The sequence below is a fragment of the Paenibacillus sp. SZ31 genome, assembly GCF_012912005.1.
Taxonomy (GTDB): Bacteria; Bacillota; Bacilli; order Paenibacillales; family Paenibacillaceae; genus Paenibacillus.
Map to the genome: position 1 here is coordinate 772,832 of NZ_JABBEA010000001.1, position 20,186 is coordinate 793,017.

Annotated in this window: 18 protein-coding genes; 1 reads left to right on the plus strand and 17 read right to left on the minus strand. The window is 48.0% G+C overall.

What is annotated here, in order from left to right:
- Window positions 1-16 precede the first annotated feature (16 nt).
- The 7 genes from HF638_RS03520 to HF638_RS03550 form a co-directional block, all read right to left on the minus strand.
- Window positions 17-916 carry a TIGR01777 family oxidoreductase gene (locus HF638_RS03520; protein ID WP_169478903.1) on the minus strand — a complete coding sequence of 300 codons (900 nt, stop codon included), beginning with the start codon at window positions 914-916 and terminating at the stop codon, window positions 17-19.
- 116 nt (window positions 917-1,032) lie between these two features.
- Window positions 1,033-1,554, minus strand: coding sequence for a hypothetical protein (locus HF638_RS03525; RefSeq protein ID WP_169478904.1), 522 nt, complete (start codon window positions 1,552-1,554; stop codon window positions 1,033-1,035).
- 159 nt (window positions 1,555-1,713) lie between these two features.
- Window positions 1,714-2,448, minus strand: a complete 735-nt coding sequence (locus HF638_RS03530) for a YdcF family protein (RefSeq protein WP_169478905.1) — start codon at window positions 2,446-2,448, stop codon at window positions 1,714-1,716.
- Window positions 2,449-2,498: 50 nt separating this feature from the next.
- Window positions 2,499-3,050 (minus strand): nucleotidyltransferase family protein, encoded by a 552-nt coding sequence (locus HF638_RS03535; RefSeq protein ID WP_169478906.1) that lies wholly within the window; start codon window positions 3,048-3,050, stop codon window positions 2,499-2,501.
- Between the two features lie 216 nt (window positions 3,051-3,266).
- Window positions 3,267-4,112, minus strand: a complete 846-nt coding sequence (locus HF638_RS03540) for an AraC family transcriptional regulator (protein WP_169478907.1) — start codon at window positions 4,110-4,112, stop codon at window positions 3,267-3,269.
- A gap of 78 nt (window positions 4,113-4,190) precedes the next feature.
- Window positions 4,191-4,799 (minus strand): DUF1349 domain-containing protein, encoded by a 609-nt coding sequence (locus HF638_RS03545; protein WP_169478908.1) that lies wholly within the window; start codon window positions 4,797-4,799, stop codon window positions 4,191-4,193.
- Between the two features lie 64 nt (window positions 4,800-4,863).
- Window positions 4,864-5,406, minus strand: coding sequence for a hypothetical protein (locus tag HF638_RS03550; RefSeq protein ID WP_169478909.1), 543 nt, complete (start codon window positions 5,404-5,406; stop codon window positions 4,864-4,866).
- Between the two features lie 96 nt (window positions 5,407-5,502).
- Between HF638_RS03550 and HF638_RS28960 the strand changes: the two genes are divergently transcribed.
- Window positions 5,503-5,676 carry a SunI/YnzG family protein gene (locus HF638_RS28960; RefSeq protein ID WP_481856131.1) on the plus strand — a complete coding sequence of 58 codons (174 nt, stop codon included), beginning with the start codon at window positions 5,503-5,505 and terminating at the stop codon, window positions 5,674-5,676.
- A 126-nt stretch (window positions 5,677-5,802) separates the two neighbouring features.
- Here HF638_RS28960 and HF638_RS03555 read toward each other — a convergent pair whose 3' ends face one another.
- From HF638_RS03555 to HF638_RS03600, 10 genes are all read right to left on the minus strand, one after another.
- On the minus strand, window positions 5,803-6,765 hold the full coding sequence (locus HF638_RS03555) for a glycosyl hydrolase (RefSeq protein WP_169478910.1): 963 nt from the start codon (window positions 6,763-6,765) through the stop codon (window positions 5,803-5,805).
- 29 nt (window positions 6,766-6,794) lie between these two features.
- Window positions 6,795-7,805: a carbohydrate ABC transporter permease gene (locus HF638_RS03560; RefSeq protein ID WP_211175460.1), complete on the minus strand. Its 1,011-nt coding sequence runs from the start codon at window positions 7,803-7,805 to the stop codon at window positions 6,795-6,797.
- A 28-nt stretch (window positions 7,806-7,833) separates the two neighbouring features.
- Complete coding sequence (locus HF638_RS03565; protein WP_169478911.1) at window positions 7,834-8,733, minus strand: carbohydrate ABC transporter permease; 900 nt, start codon at window positions 8,731-8,733, stop codon at window positions 7,834-7,836.
- Complete coding sequence (locus HF638_RS03570) at window positions 8,730-11,315, minus strand: DUF5696 domain-containing protein (RefSeq protein ID WP_169478912.1); 2,586 nt, start codon at window positions 11,313-11,315, stop codon at window positions 8,730-8,732. Before HF638_RS03570 ends, HF638_RS03565 begins: the two co-directional genes overlap by 4 nt.
- A 14-nt stretch (window positions 11,316-11,329) precedes the next feature.
- Window positions 11,330-11,950, minus strand: a complete 621-nt coding sequence (locus tag HF638_RS03575) for a YIP1 family protein (RefSeq protein WP_074094245.1) — start codon at window positions 11,948-11,950, stop codon at window positions 11,330-11,332.
- Complete coding sequence (locus HF638_RS03580) at window positions 11,931-13,397, minus strand: NHL repeat-containing protein (protein WP_169478913.1); 1,467 nt, start codon at window positions 13,395-13,397, stop codon at window positions 11,931-11,933. The genes HF638_RS03575 and HF638_RS03580 overlap by 20 nt, the downstream gene beginning before the upstream one ends.
- An 11-nt stretch (window positions 13,398-13,408) precedes the next feature.
- A complete protein-coding gene (locus HF638_RS03585; RefSeq protein ID WP_017689719.1) occupies window positions 13,409-14,272 on the minus strand; it encodes a carbohydrate ABC transporter permease in 864 nt (287 codons plus the stop codon).
- Window positions 14,273-14,274: 2 nt separating this feature from the next.
- The gene (locus tag HF638_RS03590; RefSeq protein ID WP_047842211.1) at window positions 14,275-15,186 is read right to left on the minus strand and encodes a carbohydrate ABC transporter permease; all 912 of its coding nucleotides are present in this window, start codon (window positions 15,184-15,186) and stop codon (window positions 14,275-14,277) included.
- Between the two features lie 75 nt (window positions 15,187-15,261).
- Window positions 15,262-18,189, minus strand: coding sequence for an extracellular solute-binding protein (locus HF638_RS03595; RefSeq protein ID WP_169478914.1), 2,928 nt, complete (start codon window positions 18,187-18,189; stop codon window positions 15,262-15,264).
- A gap of 125 nt (window positions 18,190-18,314) precedes the next feature.
- Window positions 18,315-19,697 carry an ABC transporter substrate-binding protein gene (locus tag HF638_RS03600; RefSeq protein WP_481856124.1) on the minus strand — a complete coding sequence of 461 codons (1,383 nt, stop codon included), beginning with the start codon at window positions 19,695-19,697 and terminating at the stop codon, window positions 18,315-18,317.
- Window positions 19,698-20,186 lie beyond the last annotated feature (489 nt).

Here is a 20,186-nt window from a genome sequence, read left to right on the forward strand (position 1 = left end):
GTTGTGTTTTCTTTTGTTATGAAGTGTCATTTCCCTTATTCAAAATCTCCGCAAGAGTAGTATCTAGCGTACCGTATGTGAAAGTGAATCCTTCCCTCTCCAATCGCTCGGGAATCACCCAACGACTTTTGAGGACAAGCTCTGTTTCGGTCTGAATAAAACGTGCGCCCACTTCAAGCATCCAGCGAGGGGAAGGCAGTCCGATCCGAACACCCATCTGTTCTCTCAGGCTCGCCATCAGCTCGCGATTCGTAACGGGATGCGGCGAGGAGGCATTGAACACACCATTCAGGTGTGGATGCTCCTGCAGATAGATCACCATGCGGAACAGATCCTCGATATGAATCCAGCTGAACTGTTGTGTTCCTGCACCTTGCGATCCACCTAGGCCAAAACGGACCAAGTTCGTCATGGGCACCATTACGCCGCCCTCACCCAGCACAATCGCAATCCGCAATGCAATCTGACGCGTAGACGGCAGACTGAATTCAAAGAAAGCCTGTTCCCATGCCTTGGCAACGTCGACCGAGAATCCGGAGCCAATCTCGCCCTCTTTTTCCGTCATGGGACGATCTTCGGCATGTCTGTATATGGTTGCTGTACTCGAATTAATCCATAGTTCGGGAGGTTGATTACAAGCCAGGACGGCTTCGCCGAGAATGCGCGTTGTACGGGTTCTGGATTCCAGAATGGCTTTGCGATTCTCCTCCGTATAACGGCAGTTCACCGATTTACCTGCCAGGTTAATCAACATTTCTGCTTCTTCCAACGCCCCTATGATTCCTGCACGATTCTCCCAGGCAATATGACCGGTCTGACGCGAGATGATCAGCACCTCATAACCCAGCTTCTTGAACCTTTGGGCAAAATCCTGTCCGACAAATCCCGTTCCACCAGCCAATACAACCTTCTTCACGGTATCCCCTCATTTCCCATACTGGGTAAAGAATTCGCAAGATATAGATTGGAATGCTTCTATGCATGCACAATGCTTATATTAGATTAAACACCGCTGGTGACCATTTGGTTTGATTAATTCGCACCCAGAGCTGCGTACAAGCGAACCCGCTCTTCTATAGCCCATGCGTTTGCAGGGTTTTGTTCCAGTTGATATCGGAGTTCATCATAAAAATCATGGATCATGAATCCGTCTGGCAAGTTGCCCAGCATGGCTGTAAAGTTGTATTCTGGTAGTGTTTTCTTTCCTTCACTAATCTTCCTCAACCAGTCCATCCACTTCGCAAGAGTCAGCACTTCCTCCTGCCATAACTCAGCTTGTAACCCAAGCGCATCCTGAAGTTGCTCGTACGCCAATGGATCAGCGAAGGCACGGCAGGTCTGAACAGCCAGTTCATACAACTCGGTTACTGCACGACGTACCTCATGCTCAAGTTCGACCTCCAATCCCCCCATGTAATCCTGAACCTGAATGCTCTGTCCATCATCATATAGTAGCGGTGCTTGGGCCAACAGGCGTACAATCTCTTCCATCTCGTGCATTGAAACTTTCTTCTGCTCATATAGAGCAGGTAATTGATATGCTGTAATGATCATTCACTCCTACATCGTTCTTCTATTAATGACGTATATTATAGCATGGTTTGAGATTCAAATATTTGATTCAATTCAACTTGTGCAGAGACAATGACAAAAAGACAACATAAACTCTATTAGGAGAGTCTAACGTTGTCTTTTCGAATATATGCCAATCGGTTAGATAAATGTTTTGATAGTAGCAAAATATTCACGAATCATGTTGACCGGTTTCAGATATCCCGGTGACGGGGCCGATATGCCGTATTCTGCCGCATAACCGTTCTTGGCAGCGATATACTTGGAGCGGAACATATGATAGTCACTCGTGACAATCATGATTTCGGGGTGCTCCAACCCGGATTCAAGAATAATTTTTTTGGAAAAAGCCAAATTCTCCTGTGTACTTGTGGAGCGATCTTCCATAATGACTTGGGAGGGGCTAATCCCCTGTTCAATCAGATAGTTTTTCATAGCGAGCGCTTCGGGAATGGATTCCCCAGGTCCCTGCCCACCTGATACAATGACGGGTGTCTGAGGGTGACTGCGAATGTAGTCCAGACTGGCATCCAACCTTTGCTTCAGGGTCAAGGACAGCTCTGTTCCTCTGATGCCCGAACCCAAAATAATGACATAGTCCGCTTCTTCCGGATCATTGGCACCAAGTTGCGTGAATACAAGTGCTTCAATAATAACAAAAGAGACGGCAACAACGCTAAATCCGGTAAGGATAATCCGTTTCAGAATAACATGCTTCTGATAGTCAATCCGTCTTAGAACGATAAAAGCCACAGTGATCATTCCGAAAAACATGACTGGAAATCTTTGGCCCCAGAAGATCAGAAATGCCACAAAACATGCCAACAGGACAAGATCAATGATCAGTCCATTTTTTTGTAAGAACTTTTTTATCAAATCCGTAGACACTCCTTCTTGTACTCGCAATTCCGCATATCCCTTATTATTCAGGCTGTTATTATCGTTAGTTGCGGCCATTGTTCCTGCCAGCACTTCTTCTGTACGCGTTGATTATAATAGTCAGCATCCGTGAAGAACGGACTTTTGCGGACTATGAGGTGATACAGATCATGCAGACCATGCGGAGCGCAAATCCTCACCTGGTCTTCTTCATCCAGCTGTACTCCTACGGCAGTCACAACTTCTGGCCAATAGCGAAGAGCATCCTCAGTAGATTGATAAGGAACTGTGCGATTGCGCAGATGCATTCTCGCCTGATTTTTGACCGACCACTTGGCACTACCTGTCAACTCACGAAGCTGACGCTCCAACTCTATGTCTAGTTCCTCACGCAGGTCTGATGCATCATAATAGACAACATCAATATCGCTATGCAGCTCGCGAAGGGCATATCCATGAAGAAGATCCCAGATATAATTACGAACATATCCTGCACCTATGTAACATTGAGGCAATTGCAGACTTCGAACTCGCCGCAGGTCGTGCATTAATTGCTCGTGATCCATAATCGCTTGAACGAATTTCCCCTCATGCAACATGCCTGCCTCCTGCGGTTCACCTTATTGTTCTCTCATTGCGATAAACCCTTATTCCAATATATCATGTTTACCTATCTGTAATACAATGAACAACGCTTGAACATCCTCTTCGCTACTTCGCATTTCTGACCAATCACAACCAAATAGCCCGTAAACAGCTTCGGTTATCCGACTGTCTATGGGCTTCATTTGTATAGCGTTTGAGACGGTTAATATTTATTTAATCGGTATCCAGATTTGCGGCGGTTGGTTCGGCCCTGGGTATACTTCCAGTTCTGGCATATACGCGTGCTCATAAGGATTGGATGGAAACCATTCCGAAATAATCTGTTTCCACAGAAGCTGCATGCTCTCCGGCATCGGGCCTTCTACTTCAAATACACTCCATTTGGAAGCAGGCATGGTGAAGCTTGATAATCCATCAGGTACCTCCCCATCGTAAGCCGTAGCAATCCAGTATTCCAGTTGCTTTTCCTTGATTTCGCTCTGATCCACAACAACGCCAAGCAACCCTGGAATATCTCCATTGTTCAGTTCAAACAAACGATCCTCTGTACCACTCGTCCAAGCTTCCTGCCACATCTTCCCGATCCCTTGCAGATGTTCTCCATCTACATATGAGAAAGCCTGCTTCACTCCTACTAAAGTAAATTCGGGATGTTCAACGATTTTATATTTCATCGGTTCTGCTCCTTTTAGACTCACTTGAATCACCAGACGATTATACGATGTGACAGCGTTACTATTTTTGCTTGCCTCACTGGGTGCGATACCGTGTTGTCTACGAAAGGCTTTGGAGAAAGATTCCGGTGTGTCGTAACCGTATTTAAACGCCAAATCGATAATTTTAACATCACTCTGTAGCAACTCATGTGCCGCCAATGTCAATCGTCTGCGTCTTATGTACTCGGATACAGTAACATCAGTTAATAAGGCAAAGGTACGTTGAAAATGAAAAGGAGAGATATGAGCTTGCGCTGCAATCTGCTCCATCGTCATATTTTCGAGCAAGTGGTCTTCCATATATTGAATAGCGACCTGTAATGAGTTGATCCAGTTCATGTGTTAATCACTCCTTGATGTCTAATATAACTGAAAAACAACCCAATAACCTGTCATGCTGTGCTCTCATTTGTCCGGTTATTCTACCCGGCGAACACTTCCGGTCACCCCATGTTGAAGCTGTACATTTGTAAAAGTAACCGTCGTCCCCTGCCCAATGGGGGATTGGGCCACAATGCCAACTTTGATCTCTTCCGGGGAGTCGAGTCCGAAATAGCGAACCAGCTTCCACTTCTCTCCATCCTGAGAATAATGGAAAGCAAAGCTGTTGCCTGCCCGGGCTACACGTAAATAAGGCTTGCTAACCTCTACAGGTGCTGATACACAATCATCCGAGTTACCACGAGTCACGACACTGAGAATGGACGGCTGTTCTTCGAAATACTCAAAGCAAACTTTAGCCCAATTCGTATCGTCCACTCTCACCATTAGGCAGCCCGAATCATACTGTTCTTTCATGTCCACCTGTACTTGAGTGACGATGCTGAAATCTCCCTTGATGATCGTATGTAAAAATGGAGCTGAGGCTTTGACCGGGTCACCTCCCGGATCAATAAAAAAGTCACTGATCGGCGAAACGGTTATCGTTACTTTGCCGTCTTCAATGGACCAATCTGCTGGCTCGTTCAGCCATCCCAGATTAGCAGATAATGTTTGACCTGAACATTGTTCGAATAGATTCGTCATGTGGCACACCCTTTGTGTTTGAGTTTAAGTTTTCTAATTCCTCTATAGTTCTCTTAATTTGAGTTTATGCACGCGTGTACGGTTGAATGATACGCTCGTCCCACACTTGTACTTCAATATATCGTTCCGGACCTTGATCGCCTAGACGGTTCCATTCCTGAGGCCAACCAAAGGCCTGAATAATTTCCAGGATTTCATCCTTGGTGTATATCTGCTTACGGTAAGGTTTATCATCCATATATCGCATTGTTGAAAAGAGGTCTCCATACGTGAAGCTCACAACTTCGGCAGGCAGATCTTCCCACAGAATCATCACTATATCCGGTTCGGTATACCAGGATGACAGCCATTCACATGCACCAAGGGTCAGATAGTGGGGATATCGATTGGTGGGGGTTCCTCCCTTGGCCTTAAACTGCTCGTACGCTTTATATTCAAGTGCTCTACGGATGGTCATATAGTCCGCTGATCGCTTACTGGCAAAATTCCGGCCTTGATCACGGATTTGTTGAGTAACTATTTCGGCTTCTTCATTAGACAGGCTAGAGAGATTGCGGAAAGGTCCAAGACTTTGTTCAAAATAATGATACGCCTTCAAGTCCGTCATAGGAATCTCACCACCTCCAACAAATCGTTCCGTATCCATATTCGTTAGTCATAGTGTACATCATGCCATCATTTATGGAAATATCTGTAGCAAATTATTCATTGTGGAGATAAGTTACGTAGCGAACTATCAGCCGTTCGAATAGGAGCAGCATATGGTGCCTCCGAAACTATCCTGATCCGTACTACCAATCAATCCTACATTCTGTTCACTTCCAATGAAGCGTTGTTTCCGAAAATTAGCGATTTGGTATCCAGCACAGCAATTTAGTTCATTCATCGAGACATGCATCCATTCGCATGGGATCGTTTCATATAAAAAGCGTCAGCATTGGCATAATTCTATCATGCCTTGCTGACGCTTTTTGTAAGTTGAGTATCCTTTCAGATGACAGCCCTACAACCAACTCCACTTCGGTAACTGATCGAGCGTAATGACCTCTTCGTTGTTATACACTCTCTTCAAAAACCCCACATCATTATGCGTCCCATCTCTGAGGAATCCACCTGTCCAAGTACAGAACCAGCTCCAGTGTACATCCTGTTCCTTCATTTGCTTGGGGTCAGGGATGGAACCGTTCTCGGCCAGTGCAATGATTTTGCTATCCTTCACAAGCTCACGCAGGTTGGCGTAACGTGCTGCCAGCGGGCTGTGATCTCCTGCTTCCGGGTACACATCCACACTGACAATATCCACGATATCATCCCCTGGATACCATTCGGGTTTTTCCGAGTTCCACACCCAGAGGAGATTGTGCAGTTTGTGCTCGTGAACCAATCGATCATACAACAAACTATACAACTGTTTGGCAGGTTCGGGACCTTTCGCTCCCCACCAGAACCAGCCACCCTCCGCTTCATGAAGTGGTCGGAATAATACAGGCACACCAGCATCCTTCAGCTCCTGTAAATGTGTAGTAATTACATCGATATCCCGGATCAAAAGTCTGTATTCTTCCGACTCAGGATTTGCCAGCGCTGATGCTAGATCATAGGTGGTCGCGTTCGTATAGAATCCCCGCCACCACTCTTTACCTGGTTCATCGATCAGATCCGTCGGTGCATTCCAGTGCCAGCACAGCGTCACGATTCCACCTTGTCGGTGCCATGCAATGGCATCCCGAATCTCCTGGGAGACCGCCCCCCGCTCTGTTCTTGAAGGCGAATATTCCATGAGATCAAAGCCAATCACAGCTGGTTTCCGGCCTGTGTTTTCATTAATCCAGTTCAGATTGCTGTAGTCCTGCTGACCTGACAACATCCCTTTCCCATAACGCTCGACCAGAAACGCCATTAGCTCTCTCGCTTCAGATGTTGCTGCTTCATTCACCGGAGCACCGTTGATCGTACGCACCGTCATCGCTAACACCTCCAATTGGGTTTACCCTGTTAACCCACTACACCGGAACGTTCAATACTCTCCACGAAATAGCGCTGTACAAACAGATACAAAATAATCAGCGGTGCAATCGCCAGCAAAATGCCTGTATCCACGATCATCGCCACATAGTTCGGATCGGCCTTAATGCCCGAGTTTGAACCAAATCCCATCAGTTGCGGAATCAACTGGTTCGCCTGAGCAGGTAAGGAAGCCACCTTCAGCGAGATCAGTGGACTTTCACTCATGAATAATGCCGAATAGAATGTATCGTTATACTGCCATACAAAGGAGAACAAAATGACCGTAATCAGTGGCGAGATCGCATTGGGCAACATGATTCGAGCAAACGTTTTGAATCCACCAGCGCCGTCAATCAGTGCGGCCTCCTCAATCTCCTTCGGCATGCCCTTGAAGAACTGACGGAAAATATAGATGAACAACCCCGCCTTCAGTCCTCCCGCTGTAGCAGCCGTAATCATGGAAGGCCAATACGTATTCAGCAGATTGATGCCATTCGTTCCAGTGAACAACTGGATGATGCCCAGAAAGTCGAAGCTGCGGAAATGCAGATACATCGGCACCATAAGCGTGCTTGTAGGCACCAGAATCGTAAGAATGACCAGTACAAAGAGCACATTGCTGCCCGGAAAAGAAAACCGGGCGAAGCCGTATCCTGCAAGCGCACAGGACATGGCTGTCAGAAGCGTTGTGATGGTAACGAACAATAACGTGTTCGCCAGCAAAGGTAGGTAATCCATCACTTGCGCCGCAAGCCGAATATTATCCAGCGTAAAATGCTGGGGAATCATATAAATCGTCGGATTGTAGATATCCTGCTTATCCTTGAACGCGACTGACACTTTTAGAAATAATGGATACAAAATAATAAATGAAATGCCGATGACCAGTGCATATCTGAATATAGAATAGAGAAGGTCCGATGTCTTGTTTCGCACCCGATGCATGTGATAATTCTGCTTCGGAACTACCACCATGCGATCTGTCCCTGATGCAGCCATAATCTGAAGCCTCCCTTAATATTAACCGTCAGTTGTAGTGAACCCGCCTTGACAAGACCCAGCCCACTACGATCAGTACAAGGCCAATCACCAGTGTATACAGCCAAGACATCGCCGAGCTTAAGCCAAAGTTCTGGGTTTTGAATGCGGTTTGGTAGATGGCCTGTGTGACTGGACTCCCGGCAAATGAATCAATGATCGTATAAATAACATTCGTCAGAATCAACGGACTGACCATGGGAAATGTAATTTTCCAGAATGATTCATAGGCTGTCGCCCCTTCGATCTTCGCAACCTCATACATCGATCCTGGTACTGATTGCAGTGCGGCGAGGAAGATCAGAATCTGAACGCCTGAGCTGCTAATAATCTCATAGATCCGCATGATGGCTTCTACGATGTAATCCACATAGGCCATCGGCAATCCCACATCCGCCAGCATCCGCACAATGGATACCACGTTGAACGAAGCACCGCCATCGGCTGCTGCATCCACCGCACTCGCATCCCCCATCAGATTGATTAATCCCGCAGATTCGGCTGCAGCTACTGCACTGGAAGCCAGAATAACCGGTAGAAAAAAGATCGCACGCGCCAGCGTTCTGCCTCTGAACTTCTGGTTAAGCAGTGTCGCCGTAAACAGACTGAAAAATAGTATCATCGGCACATTCAATACCATTGCTCCAACTGAATCCACCAGAATCCGGTTAAATGTAGCGTCAACCAGAAGCGCATCCTTGAAGTTTTTAAATCCAACGTATTCCAGAACATATCCGCCCGGAGCAACGGACAGATTACTCAGACTGAACCGAATCGATTGCAGGAGCGGCGTAGCAAAGAGGAAGATGAAACCGAGCAGCCACGGGGAAATAAATGCAAGTCCAAGCAGTGCTCTCCGTGACTTCAGCGATAATCGAATGGTTCTCATCGGTTCACTCCTCCCACCACATAGTCCGTCCCGCCAACCGTTGTTCCATCCACAGTTACTGCATCCGCATTGTAATTCACAAGGATGGATGTACCGCCAGTATAGGTGATCTGGACCACGCCATCTTGAATACGTTCATGCTTGAGAATCTGCTCATTCTCCAGCTCTCCCAGCACTTCATTGGCCTGCTTATACAAGGTAACAGCGTCATCCACCCAATAGCCATACTCGGTCGCATAGGCCGAATCATAATTCGTCAGCTTCAGCCTGGATGATGGTTCATAGGTCCATTGAAAATACGGAGCTGCCCCAAGCTCCAGGCTGCGCAGCAACTGTTTGCGGAGATCCTGATCCCCCGACGTGTTCATCGGAGATGCCGCGTAGTTCATGTATCCATGAATGACCATCGCATAAAAGGGAACTTCTTCATCGGTAATATTGAACCGACTCGACCCTGCAGGCACATTCACAACATGTTGTGCACTCCCCCAAGCGTAGCTATTTGCGGCAGATATCATCATGTTTGGATAGTACTGTTCCAACTTGCCAAGTTGCTCCTTCACAATGTTCTTCGCCGTCTCCCGATGAATCACCCGACTATCCCGGTAATCAGAAGTCAGAACCTGCCCGAGATCACGAAGGGACAATCCGCCGAGGTCCAGTTTATTGAATTTGTCAGCAAACTCACTCACCACATAAGGAAGCTTGGCCGCTGAAAGCAAATAATAGCTGTCCTTACTCTGATCCATGCGATTAAGCGCAGGATTGTATGGATACAGTTCTGCTATCTCCTTCGTTACAAACCGCGCCGCATCCGAAGAGGGAGCAAAACGCATATCATCGTGATACATATGCTGGAAAGCCACATCCGGGAACAATGCTCCGCCAGACTGCTCAAGCTTAGCGGACAACGCTTGCAGTTCGGAACGACTACCTACTTCCCTGTCCAATTTCACCCGGGTTGGCGTATGATGGCTGATGCCACCACCGAACCATCCCTGATAACGCATTTGTACGCGGTTCACACCTTCCTGCTGTAACTTCGTCGCCATTTCGGTGGCCTGTTCGTACGTCGTCATAGCTAAGGTGGTCCGATAGGGAACGCTTAGGAACGAAGCCTTTTTGTCCACTGCACCAAGCACATCCACATAGAACGGCAACTCCGTCTGTTCTGCGAGCGGCTTCAGTACATCCTGCTCGATCAACTGCTGCTGATACAGGCGGGCCATACCCGAGTAACTGGCCTCTTCTCCTTGAAGAAAATGATAGCGCACCTGAATATCTCCACGGAAAGGCTCATCGCTAAGCAGCTGAATCTCCTGCATTTTCTGCGAGGTGTACATCTCCAGCTCATCCTCTCCGCGCAGGGAGAAGGTCGCGTGTACATGGTTGTAGCTATTCTGTCTGCCTCCAATATCTGCGGAGATACTGGCAATGCCGTCCCCTTTTTCAATGACTGCAAACCAGGCATTCTCCCCGTTCTTCAGACCAAACACAGGCATATACGCGGATTCACTAACCTGAGGACGACTGAGCGAATTATCATTCGGGTCTGTGCCATAGACGCGCTGTACATACTGCTCTTCTTGAATTTTCCCGTTGTTCAGATGGATCAGGCTGCCTGAACCGTCGGGCACGAGCATATAACCCTCGCCCTTTGTATCCGCAGCACCAAAATAAGCGAGCAAATCAATATTCCGAATGCGGTATTGCCCACTTTCTTCTAGTTGGCTCAGAGGTACAGTCACAACAAGTGCCCCTTGATCCAGTCGGTATTCTACAGGAATGACGAAGCTGGGCTTATCGGATACATCTCCGCCTTCGATTCCATTCTCCTGATTGTCATAAGCCAGATCGTCCGTCGTATAACCCGCCGTCTCAAATGCACCCAGCATCTTGTTCAGCACAAGTTGCTTCGAGATCTGTCCATCCAGCCGTTCCAGAATATCCGGATTGTTCTTGGTTGGATAATATCGGGCAGATGTGTACCTTGCGACAGTAGCATCCAGCTTGGAAAGCACTTTCTCCTCCAGACGCTGTTTGCTAATCAGTTTAGGCAGCGCATCAATGCCAAGTGACGTATCACCAAGCGTATAGTTCACCCGAATCCCCTGATCGATGTGGCCCACTGTGAATTGTTTGTTGCTAATGCTGGAACTGAAATTCGGAAAGTTCTCCAGTGTGCCCATCGCATCCCGGAAAGACACATTCAACTGGGAGGACAGCACTTCTTTTTCATACGCGGAAGCAAGACCGTCCTCAGCCCGTTCTTTCGGGTTACTGTACCAGATCTCTCCACTTTTCCCGTCACGTACTGCAATTTCCGTTGTCTCCTCGTTATAGTACAGGGCTAGTCCCTGATCTTCGGCGACCAGTTGCATACCAGGCACACCCTGCGAGGAGTCGCTAAGAAACTGCAACGGGTCCTCCGTGACGGGCATGGCTTTGGTTGTCGTATCCAGGTAAGCCGCGGCTTCTACGGCAGGAACCCCCCTGTTGTTTATATACAGCAGCCCGGCTGCAATCATGATTACAGCTGTACCACCAGCCAGCACCGTATATAATCGTTGCCTTTTGTTCACGGATGCCGCCTCCTTTAGGTCCGAAAAATCAACTCGCGGTAAATGTTATAACCGAATTCGTACAACTGTTGCAACATGCTGAAGACCAGCGCGCCAAGGAATACGATAATGCCCATCACAATGAGCGTCAGCACCATCGTAATGATTGTTCTAATCACCGTGTACTGGTGTACCGTCATCATGCCAATGAACAGAAGCAGTACAAACCAGAAGAACGCGATACTATTGAACAGATAATAAAAAGCAGTCTCCTCCTGCACCATAAAACGGCTGATCACGATCATTGGGGCATAGATCAGAATAACCGGAATGAGCGAGTAACCTGTCGCCAGAACGATTTCCTTGAACTTGCCTTCCCCTTCCATCAAAGTTGTTACCGCCCAGTTGGCCATGCACCATAGAAAGAAAGGTACTGCAACCGTGGCGATTTCGATGATGCTATTAATCGTACGAGGATCGATGTAATTAACGAGAAACCCTGCGTACTGCTTTTGCAAAACCATCATAACAATGGTAAGCGCCAATGCTGCAAAAGCAACAAACAGCCGTCCCCGGTTATCCGACTTGAGGTCCCAGAATGCATCAATGGGGTGAAAAATGAGATGCAGCGGAAACTTAATGAAATCCTGCTTCACGATCAACCTGCCTCCTCCGTCTCCATTTAACTGCTACCCGGGTCAGGATCAGAATGACAATCAGCGCGATTGCAGCGGTCAGGAATGTACCAAAATGTTCCTTCATCATCTCCCGCCGATGCCTCTTGAACGCGACAGAATAACTCTTGCGGTCCATTCCAAGTTCGAAGTAACCTAGCGCTTCCTCGTTTTTCTTCTCCATTAATAAGGACTTGCCGATACCGATATAAGCGATGTCATAGTTGGCATTCAGCTTCAGCACTTCTCTCCATATATTCACGGCCTCCGTGTCCTCGCCCCGATAGTGGAGTACCACCGCTTCATTCACACGGGCACCAAAACGGGTTGGCGCATAAACGACAAGGTTGTTCTTGCCCCGATCCAGAACCAAGTGATGCTCACCCGATTGTTCAATCGCGACAGGTGTTTTGAGCGTGCCCACCTGATTTCCTTTGCCACCGTATATGTAGAGCAGATGACCTTCATCGTCGTACGTGAACACCCGGTTCTGTGTCGCATCCAATACACTGTACATGCCATTGCCAAGCACTTTCACATCTATCAGCTTGGATGGACCCGGATTGTTACGGAACCGGATATCGCCTTTGACGTCATAATAACCAAACCGCTTCAGCACATCTTCACCAGACGGATTCAGCCGTTTGATCGGTTCATTCGAGCCGGGATCAATATTCGTTGCATATACGAATCCTTTGTGGTCGATATCCGCATTGGAGAACTCCGTTGGAACAAACAGGACCATCTGTGCACGCTGGGCTTTGGTGGATAACATGCGCCAGATATATTCGCCGTAGTCCCGCTCCACTTTATTGGTACCGACGTATCCGATAAATTTCCCGCTCTCGTCAAACTGCATGATGCCTTCGTAGACTCCCTGTGCCACAACGTACACTCGGCCTACATGATCAACCGTCAGCTTCAAGGGCTGAAACTGGAATTGAGTCGATAGGATATCTGACTCGGGCTTCGTGATGGTTTGTATCAGCGTCCCCTCTCCATCAAGGACAACCACACGACTGTTTCCCGTATCGGCGACATATATGCGTTCTTCTTCATCTACAAACAATCCACCTGGAAGGTTAAAGGTCTCCTTGCTACCCTCCATCATGAATCCATCGATGACGCGCAGCAGCTTAAAGCCTGGGTCCAAGACGACAACTCGGCTGTTACCACTATCCAAAATATAGATCAATCCAGAGGGAGAAACGTTCACATCACCAGGGTCTTTGAACTCACTAATGCCGAGGTCACGGCCTGATATGGTACGCTCGGGCAGATAGGCATCTGGTGAAGGAACAGCCTCTTTCCAGTAGTTGTAGTTATAACTCTCATACGGCGCCGGGGAGGCCGCCGCAGGCACGGCATTCACCAGCAGCAGAGATACTGCCGCCAGGAGAACAAGCCATCTTTTCACTGTGCGTGCCATATCGTTCCCCCTTAATCCTTCATGCCCGAGCTCGCCATCGTCTCAATGATTCGGCTCTGAGAGAAGATAAATAGCGTGATCGGCACACTCATCAAAATCAGTGCTACCGCAGCACCCGCTCCTGCCCGGGATATTCCGCCTTGAATAATCTGACCTGCTGCATAATGCAGGGTCTTGAGTTGCTCGCTGTAGATATATCCATTGCCATCACTGCCCCATAACATCTGGAACAGCAGAATGATCAATGTCAGCCAGGCTGGCTTCACATTGGGCATAACGATGGACCAGAAGATCCGGTATTCACTGGCACCATCAATCTTGGCTGCTTCCAGCAGCGCATCCGGGATCTGCTCCATGAACTGCTTCATCAGATATAACCCGAGTGAATAGGCAAATGCCGGAATAATGACGGCCCAATAGGTATCGATCCATCCGAGCCATGACATGATCATATAGTTCGGAATGGCCGTTACCGCAGGTGTGAACATCAGTGACAGTACGACCACTTGGAACATGAATACTTTGCCTGGAAACTTGTGTTTGGCAAGCGGGTAGGCCGCTGCGGAAGCTAACAGCACATGGCCTACGATTCCGATGCCTGTGATAAATACCGTGTTGAATATATAACGTGAGAACGGCACCCACGAGTCACTCAGCAGATTCAGCAGATCTGTAAAGTTGCTGAACGTGGGATTTTTGACAAACAGCGTTGGTGGAAAGGTGAAAATCTCATCCAATGGTTTGAATGCATTGTTGATCGCATAGATCAACGGCAGCACCATGAAGGCACCAAATACGAGCAGAAGGGCAAACAGGGAGAGACTTCCCGATAGCGAGCGATTCACCCGCTTTTTGCCTGTCGCAATTGCAGCCATAGTTATTCTCCCACCCTTCGAAGCAGTTTCTGTACCAGCAAGTTGGTGCCCACCATAATCATGAACAGCACGGTGGCAATCGCCGATGCGTATCCCATCTCAAACCGTGTTGTACCAAAGTCGATCAAGTGGGTGACCACCGTCTCTGCCGCATAGTTCACGCTCGGGAACCCGGCCAGTGCGATCGACACATCGGCCACGGCAAACGAGGTTGTGAGCTGAATGACTGCGCCAAACATGAGCTGTGGACGCATCGAAGGCAGAGTAATATACCATAGCTCCTGCCAGCGATTCTTGATCCCATCCACCGCTCCCGCTTCGTATAATGTCCGGTCCACGGTCTGCAAGCCCGCGATAAACGCCAGAAATCCGGTTCCGAGACTCAGCCATAACTGCACAAGAATGAGGATCGGCATAATGTAGGCTTCTGTCTTCAGCCACTGGATCGGCTCCAGCAGAAAGCCCCATTTGATCAACAACCCATTAGCAATGCCATAACGATCCCCGGAGAAGATCATCAGCCAGATAAAATACACATTGCCCGAAATGGAGGGTGCGTAGAAGATCAGCGTCATGAACGCTCTCCATTTCGGTGTTAACTCATTAATGATCCATGCAAAGACGAAACAGGCAATATAACTGATCGGTCCGGTAATAATGGCGAACAGCAACGTATTCTTGATCGCAATCAGGAATACATCATCCTCCAGAAACAGGCGAGTATAGTTCTGCCAGCCAATAAAACGTGGAAATTCCAGCATATTAAAGTAGGTGAAGCTGAGTATGATCGAGATGACAACCGGAATCACGGTAAACATGAGGAACAGGAGCATATAAGGTGCAAGCAGGACATAGGAATGTTTGCTGGCCTTCATTTCCTGGAGCTTCCAGCTCCACCACGATTTCATGCCCATCCTTGACGCTTTCTCAGGAGGACTGTTTTGTCCGTCTCGGAGTGATATTTGTGGCACGATTAACCCTCCCTCTGCTTACGGAAGACCAAATTCATTACGCTTGACGCGAATCTCGTCCTGAATATATTGGGTATAATCCATGATGGATTCCCTGGCTTCCACTTGGCCAACAACAGTTTTGTAAAATGCATTGAACAGATGGCGGCCTGTAAAATAACCACCGGGTACTTCGGGAATGCCCTTCACCGTTTCAAATTGCGCTTTGAGATTGGCGTAATCCTCCGCAGGCCACGGCAGGGAATCCAGTGCCTCGATGTTGGCCGTTGGATAACGGGCAGCCGCACCCATCAGTCCTTCCATCTCCCGTCCGAATTCAGCTTGAACCGGCGTACTGGTCCACCACTTCATGAACTCCCACGCCGCATCCTGATCCTTGGCACTCTCCAGCATCATGACCGCGCTGCCTCCACCCGGTACGTCCCGATTCAAGGTTCCATCCGCCTGAACGGTTCCCGGGACAGGAACGAATCCCCATAGTCCCCGAATCTCCGGTGCAAATACGGACAACTGGTTGTACATGGTGTAATCCGTTAGCCCAATGGGCATCTGTCCTGTCCGGAAACGGTTGGCAAAATCATATTCCCGCTCTAGCTTGTAATCGGTATAAAACTCCGTCCACTGCTTGAACGTCTCGATCCCGATCCGGGAATCCAAGTCCGACTCCTTGTCATCATTCCGATAGAAGGCGCCTCCGTTCTGAAGCAGCATCGTTGCATACTGCGAGTTCGGGGGGATATTAACACCCTGCATATTAGCTTGGGTCACAATCGGCATACCGAATTCCATGTGATTTTTGCTCAGAATCGCGAGTAGAGCTTCGACATCTTCCCAGTTCTGAGGCACTTCAAGACCGAGTTCTTCGAGCACGTCTTTACGATAAAACAGCATGTTAAAGGTCTGTGTTTCCGGCAAGGCATATACGCCTGAATCATAGGCATACGGCACGATCGCGCTTTCCCTGAACTCCTGTTCTACGGTGCTATAATCACTGAATTGCGTCAGATCTACAGCCGAGTTCCGCATCGCAAAGTTCACCGGCAGATCGTTGCCGATCTGCATCGCTACATCCGGTCCTTCACCAGACAAAGTCGCTGGCAGCAAGGTTCCCATATTCACCAGCTTCAGATTGACATTGATACCACTGTCTGGTGTAAAGGTCTTGTCAATCATCGCTTTCATCGTATTCGCCTGGTCACGTCCACTACCAATCCAGACTGTTACCGTCCGCTGATCTTCCGATGTGGCTACATTACCGATCTGGTTATAATCAATGAAGAACGAATGATAGAATATCTTCGATTCATGACCGAGCTTCGCGAGTGGCCCCATGCCTGTGCCGGGAATATCTTGGTCAATCGAAGTGACGTACAGTGCGTCAATCTCAAGGGGCTGCTCTCGTGCCTGCTGCACCCATGTGCCGAGACCACCTGTGTTAGTTTTGTATGCCGCAAGCCGTCTTGGAATGGTATCTGGCTTGTCAATCATCTCGTCCAGTTGCAGCGCCATCGTCTTGATCAGCGCTTCCTGATCGCTGGACTGTCCTGACAGGAGACGAAGCTGTCCAGCCACGTCCTTGAGACGTTTACTTTCTCCGCTGAATACTTCCAGCAGGTTCGGGATCTGCTTTTCCACCCGGTAATCTCGGAATTCATCAGGCTTGGTGCCTGTAATCATCAGAATGCGTCGGTACATGGAGTTCAAGTTGTACAGACTGTCCTCCACATTGCGGATAAGGGGTGCAAAGTCACCGAGGCTGTTCTCCAGCCGTAGCACATGTTTTCCTTTGTCCAATTGAAACTTGTATGCTTCCTTGCCGCCCATGACGTCAATACGATAGTCACTTTGATAACGGAAAGGTGCTTTGGCCATCTCTGCAAACGGAACTTCACCACCGATGGTCAGTTTGCGTGTAGAATAGATGCCTTTGACAAAATTCTGCTGTGCGGTAAAACCGATATGATAAAGTCCGCTCTCCGGTACATCCACTTCCCATTCAATCCATTGTCCTGGCAGCCGCCAGTTAAAGCCACCAATCGTATTGATGCGTACTTGGGAAGCGCTATAAGGAGATACAGCAGAACTTGACCTTTCGCTCGTTGGGTATAACGTAGGTGAAGATTTGGCAATCGCGGCTTCACCTTCGATGCGAATAAGTACATCCTTCGGCTGCCCGGAGGAATCCGATTGTTGTGCCCCCGCAGTCTCCGCGTAAGGGACCGCTGTCTTCTCATTGAAAAGACGTATGGACCGGATCACCATGGGTTCACGCGATGATTTTAGCGTTAGCGTGTGTTCCCCTTTTTCCAAATAAAACTTGAATGGAGCCTGTTCGTACCCGTCTGAGTCCTGAAACGTTTCTTCCATCCAGCGAGGTTGCTCGACTTGTCTCGGGCGAAGGTCATTGCCTTGGTTATCCTGTTCAACGACATCTTTCTCATTCGCCCATACCCGGTCAAACTGCAAATAGGCGGCTTCCGCAAAAGGAAGTTCACCATCAATGTACAATGCACGCTCAATGGCCGAACTCTTGCCTTCTACGGGAAAATAGATTGCGGACAGGTTATACAGCCCGGTCTCCGGCACATTAATCGTCCAATCGACTTGTCCGGTCTCTCCGGTATGGAGAGATACACCATCCATTCCCTCATAATTAGTCAGTTTGCGGACGTCTTCACCTTCGGCTTTTATGTAATCCACTGCTTCAATGGTGATGTCCACATTCGGCTGTGTAGCCTGATCCGTTCCGGATCGATATTGTTCGTATCCCTTTTTCTGCCGGGTCTGCTGCAAGACTGCATCCACTTCAATGGCAGGCAGACTGCCAGGTGGAATGTTTGCACTCTTCACATCAGCGCCGGAAGTTACATATAGAATGATGCAGGCTGCCGCCACGATGATTACTGTGGACAATATCCATGTCTTACGTTGTAGAATTCCAGCCATCCTACGAGTCCTCCTCATCAAGGCTGATGCCAGCAATGCCGATTTGGTGGTTCAGGAAAAAGGGGCTCCGTGCAACATTGCCGACACGAGCCCCTGCCTGAATCGTTTGCTGGTGTTAAGTGTTCTTACTGTTTGCCGAGTTTATCAATGGCAGCTTGTGCCTGCGCTTTGTATTTCTCAGCTGTTGCTGTCACGGAAGCATTGTTTTTGATGATATCGTTCACATAATCCCCGAAAGGGTATCCTGTGTAGGCATCATCAAGCAAGATACGGCCTGTTCCAGCGATGTGCTCGCGAATGATGGCAATATCCTTCTCATCGGTATAGCGACTCTCCAGATAATCCTGACCTGGATACTCTTCAATCTGCGGGATGTCAAAGGTCTCTTCATAGATTTGGTAGACGATCTTCGGATCCTCCACACCTTTTGGTATGAACTTCGCCGCTGCTGCGTTATTGGCGTAGGTTACCTCTTTGCTACCCTGTGGCCCGTTTGGAATCGGTACAACACCGACTGCAAAGGTGAGATCGCCCAATTGCCATTCGGCGGCGGTGAACAAAGCTACGTCTCCATCCTTGAACGTATTGCTTTCCTCCCAGTTGGTTTTGTCGCCGGTTTTGACCTTCACGACATTTTCCACGTTATACAGGCGTTTGACGAATTCGGCAGCTTCAATCGTTTTCGGATCGGATAATCCTTCTTTGCTATTTGCATCATCTACGATCGTGCCACCATTGGCTGCGGTAAAATGGCGAACGACATCAAGGGCCCAGCCAGAAAATCCGTATACGTCGATTTTGCCATCGTTATTGGTATCTTTGGTTGCCTGTTTGGCGAGTTCCATGAATTTGTCCCAATCCCATTCGCCTTGGTTATACAGTTCTTGCGGGTCAGGCAATGATAGTTTTTTGAACAAGTCACGGTTATAGTGAAGTCCCAGACCGATGCTGGTAGGAGATTCAAAAGCGTATTCGTTGCCTGCAATGGCAGGGAATTTAGCAATCAGGTTTGCCTCTTGGTTGATGTTGTTCTCAGGTGTAGTGAATTCGGAGATGGGCAACAGTTGCCCTTTGAGGATAGCGGGTAGTGCGGATTTGTATTCCATCTGAACGATGTCGGCGAACGGTTCGCCAGCCAGTGCAGACGTTGTGAATTTGTTCATGTACTCTTCGAAAGGTACGTTGATGAACTCCAGTTTTACGTTGTATTTCTTCTCGACCTCTGCAATTTTATCGAGTCTGGCCTTATCGGAGGCCGTCTCTCCTGCTGGTTTCAGATCCCACCATGCCGCAAGCTTGATGACACGTCCACCCAGATCAGGAACATCAACCACAGCTTCTTCTACTGCGCCTTCTTTCTCTGTCTCAGCGACTTCGGTGCTGTTGCCTGAGTTCGTTGTTCCCTCTGCATCAGTCCCCGTCTGCGCTGTCCCCCCACCACTGCAAGCGGATACAAAAAGCATCACAGCCAATAACATCAGAGGTAGAACATTCCATCTTCTCATCATGATTTTAACAACCTCCCCGAATGTGTATACCAATCATGGTTCACCCTACATCCTTAACCCCGCTCATCAACCAATCGAAAATAAACGACCACCACCATTTGTTATTTTCTTGTTTGTTTTTGACAAACAAAATTTAACACAGCAAAATGTAAGCGTCAACATTTTTGTTGTTAACATTTTCTATTTATTCTGATAAAATGCTGATTAAGCTCAAATTTTCCTGTATTACAGCTTATTCATGAGTACGTCCACTAAGTACACGCTTATTGAAAGCAGTGGTCATTTTCGTTATTTTGTTATTTTGTAAAAATAACAAAATAATAATTCACAAGACAAAATTCGTCATACTATCTGAAAATGTGCTTACCTTCATGTTCAATGTCTATCGTAAAATGCTGTGCATCACTAACATTTTGAATTCTCTGTCCGTTATTAGATTAAGAGAAATACATCATGCTATACTAGGGCGTGTCTTAAATCTCACTTAAG

Bases quoted from the DNA above. Each gene is read 5' to 3' on its own strand.
- HF638_RS03525 (WP_169478904.1), bottom strand. From the start codon at position 1,554: ATGATCATTACAGCATATCAATTACCTGCTCTATATGAGCAGAAGAAA.
- HF638_RS03535 (WP_169478906.1), bottom strand. From the start codon at position 3,050: ATGTTGCATGAGGGGAAATTCGTTCAAGCGATTATGGATCACGAGCAA.
- HF638_RS03540 (WP_169478907.1), bottom strand. From the start codon at position 4,112: ATGAACTGGATCAACTCATTACAGGTCGCTATTCAATATATGGAAGAC.
- HF638_RS03545 (WP_169478908.1), bottom strand. From the start codon at position 4,799: ATGACGAATCTATTCGAACAATGTTCAGGTCAAACATTATCTGCTAAT.
- HF638_RS03550 (WP_169478909.1), bottom strand. From the start codon at position 5,406: ATGACGGACTTGAAGGCGTATCATTATTTTGAACAAAGTCTTGGACCT.
- HF638_RS03555 (WP_169478910.1), bottom strand. From the start codon at position 6,765: ATGACGGTGCGTACGATCAACGGTGCTCCGGTGAATGAAGCAGCAACA.
- HF638_RS03560 (WP_211175460.1), bottom strand. From the start codon at position 7,805: ATGGCTGCATCAGGGACAGATCGCATGGTGGTAGTTCCGAAGCAGAAT.
- HF638_RS03565 (WP_169478911.1), bottom strand. From the start codon at position 8,733: ATGAGAACCATTCGATTATCGCTGAAGTCACGGAGAGCACTGCTTGGA.
- HF638_RS03580 (WP_169478913.1), bottom strand. From the start codon at position 13,397: ATGGCACGCACAGTGAAAAGATGGCTTGTTCTCCTGGCGGCAGTATCT.
- HF638_RS03585 (WP_017689719.1), bottom strand. From the start codon at position 14,272: ATGGCTGCAATTGCGACAGGCAAAAAGCGGGTGAATCGCTCGCTATCG.
- HF638_RS03590 (WP_047842211.1), bottom strand. From the start codon at position 15,186: ATGGGCATGAAATCGTGGTGGAGCTGGAAGCTCCAGGAAATGAAGGCC.
- HF638_RS03595 (WP_169478914.1), bottom strand. From the start codon at position 18,189: ATGGCTGGAATTCTACAACGTAAGACATGGATATTGTCCACAGTAATC.
- HF638_RS03600 (WP_481856124.1), bottom strand. From the start codon at position 19,697: ATGATGAGAAGATGGAATGTTCTACCTCTGATGTTATTGGCTGTGATG.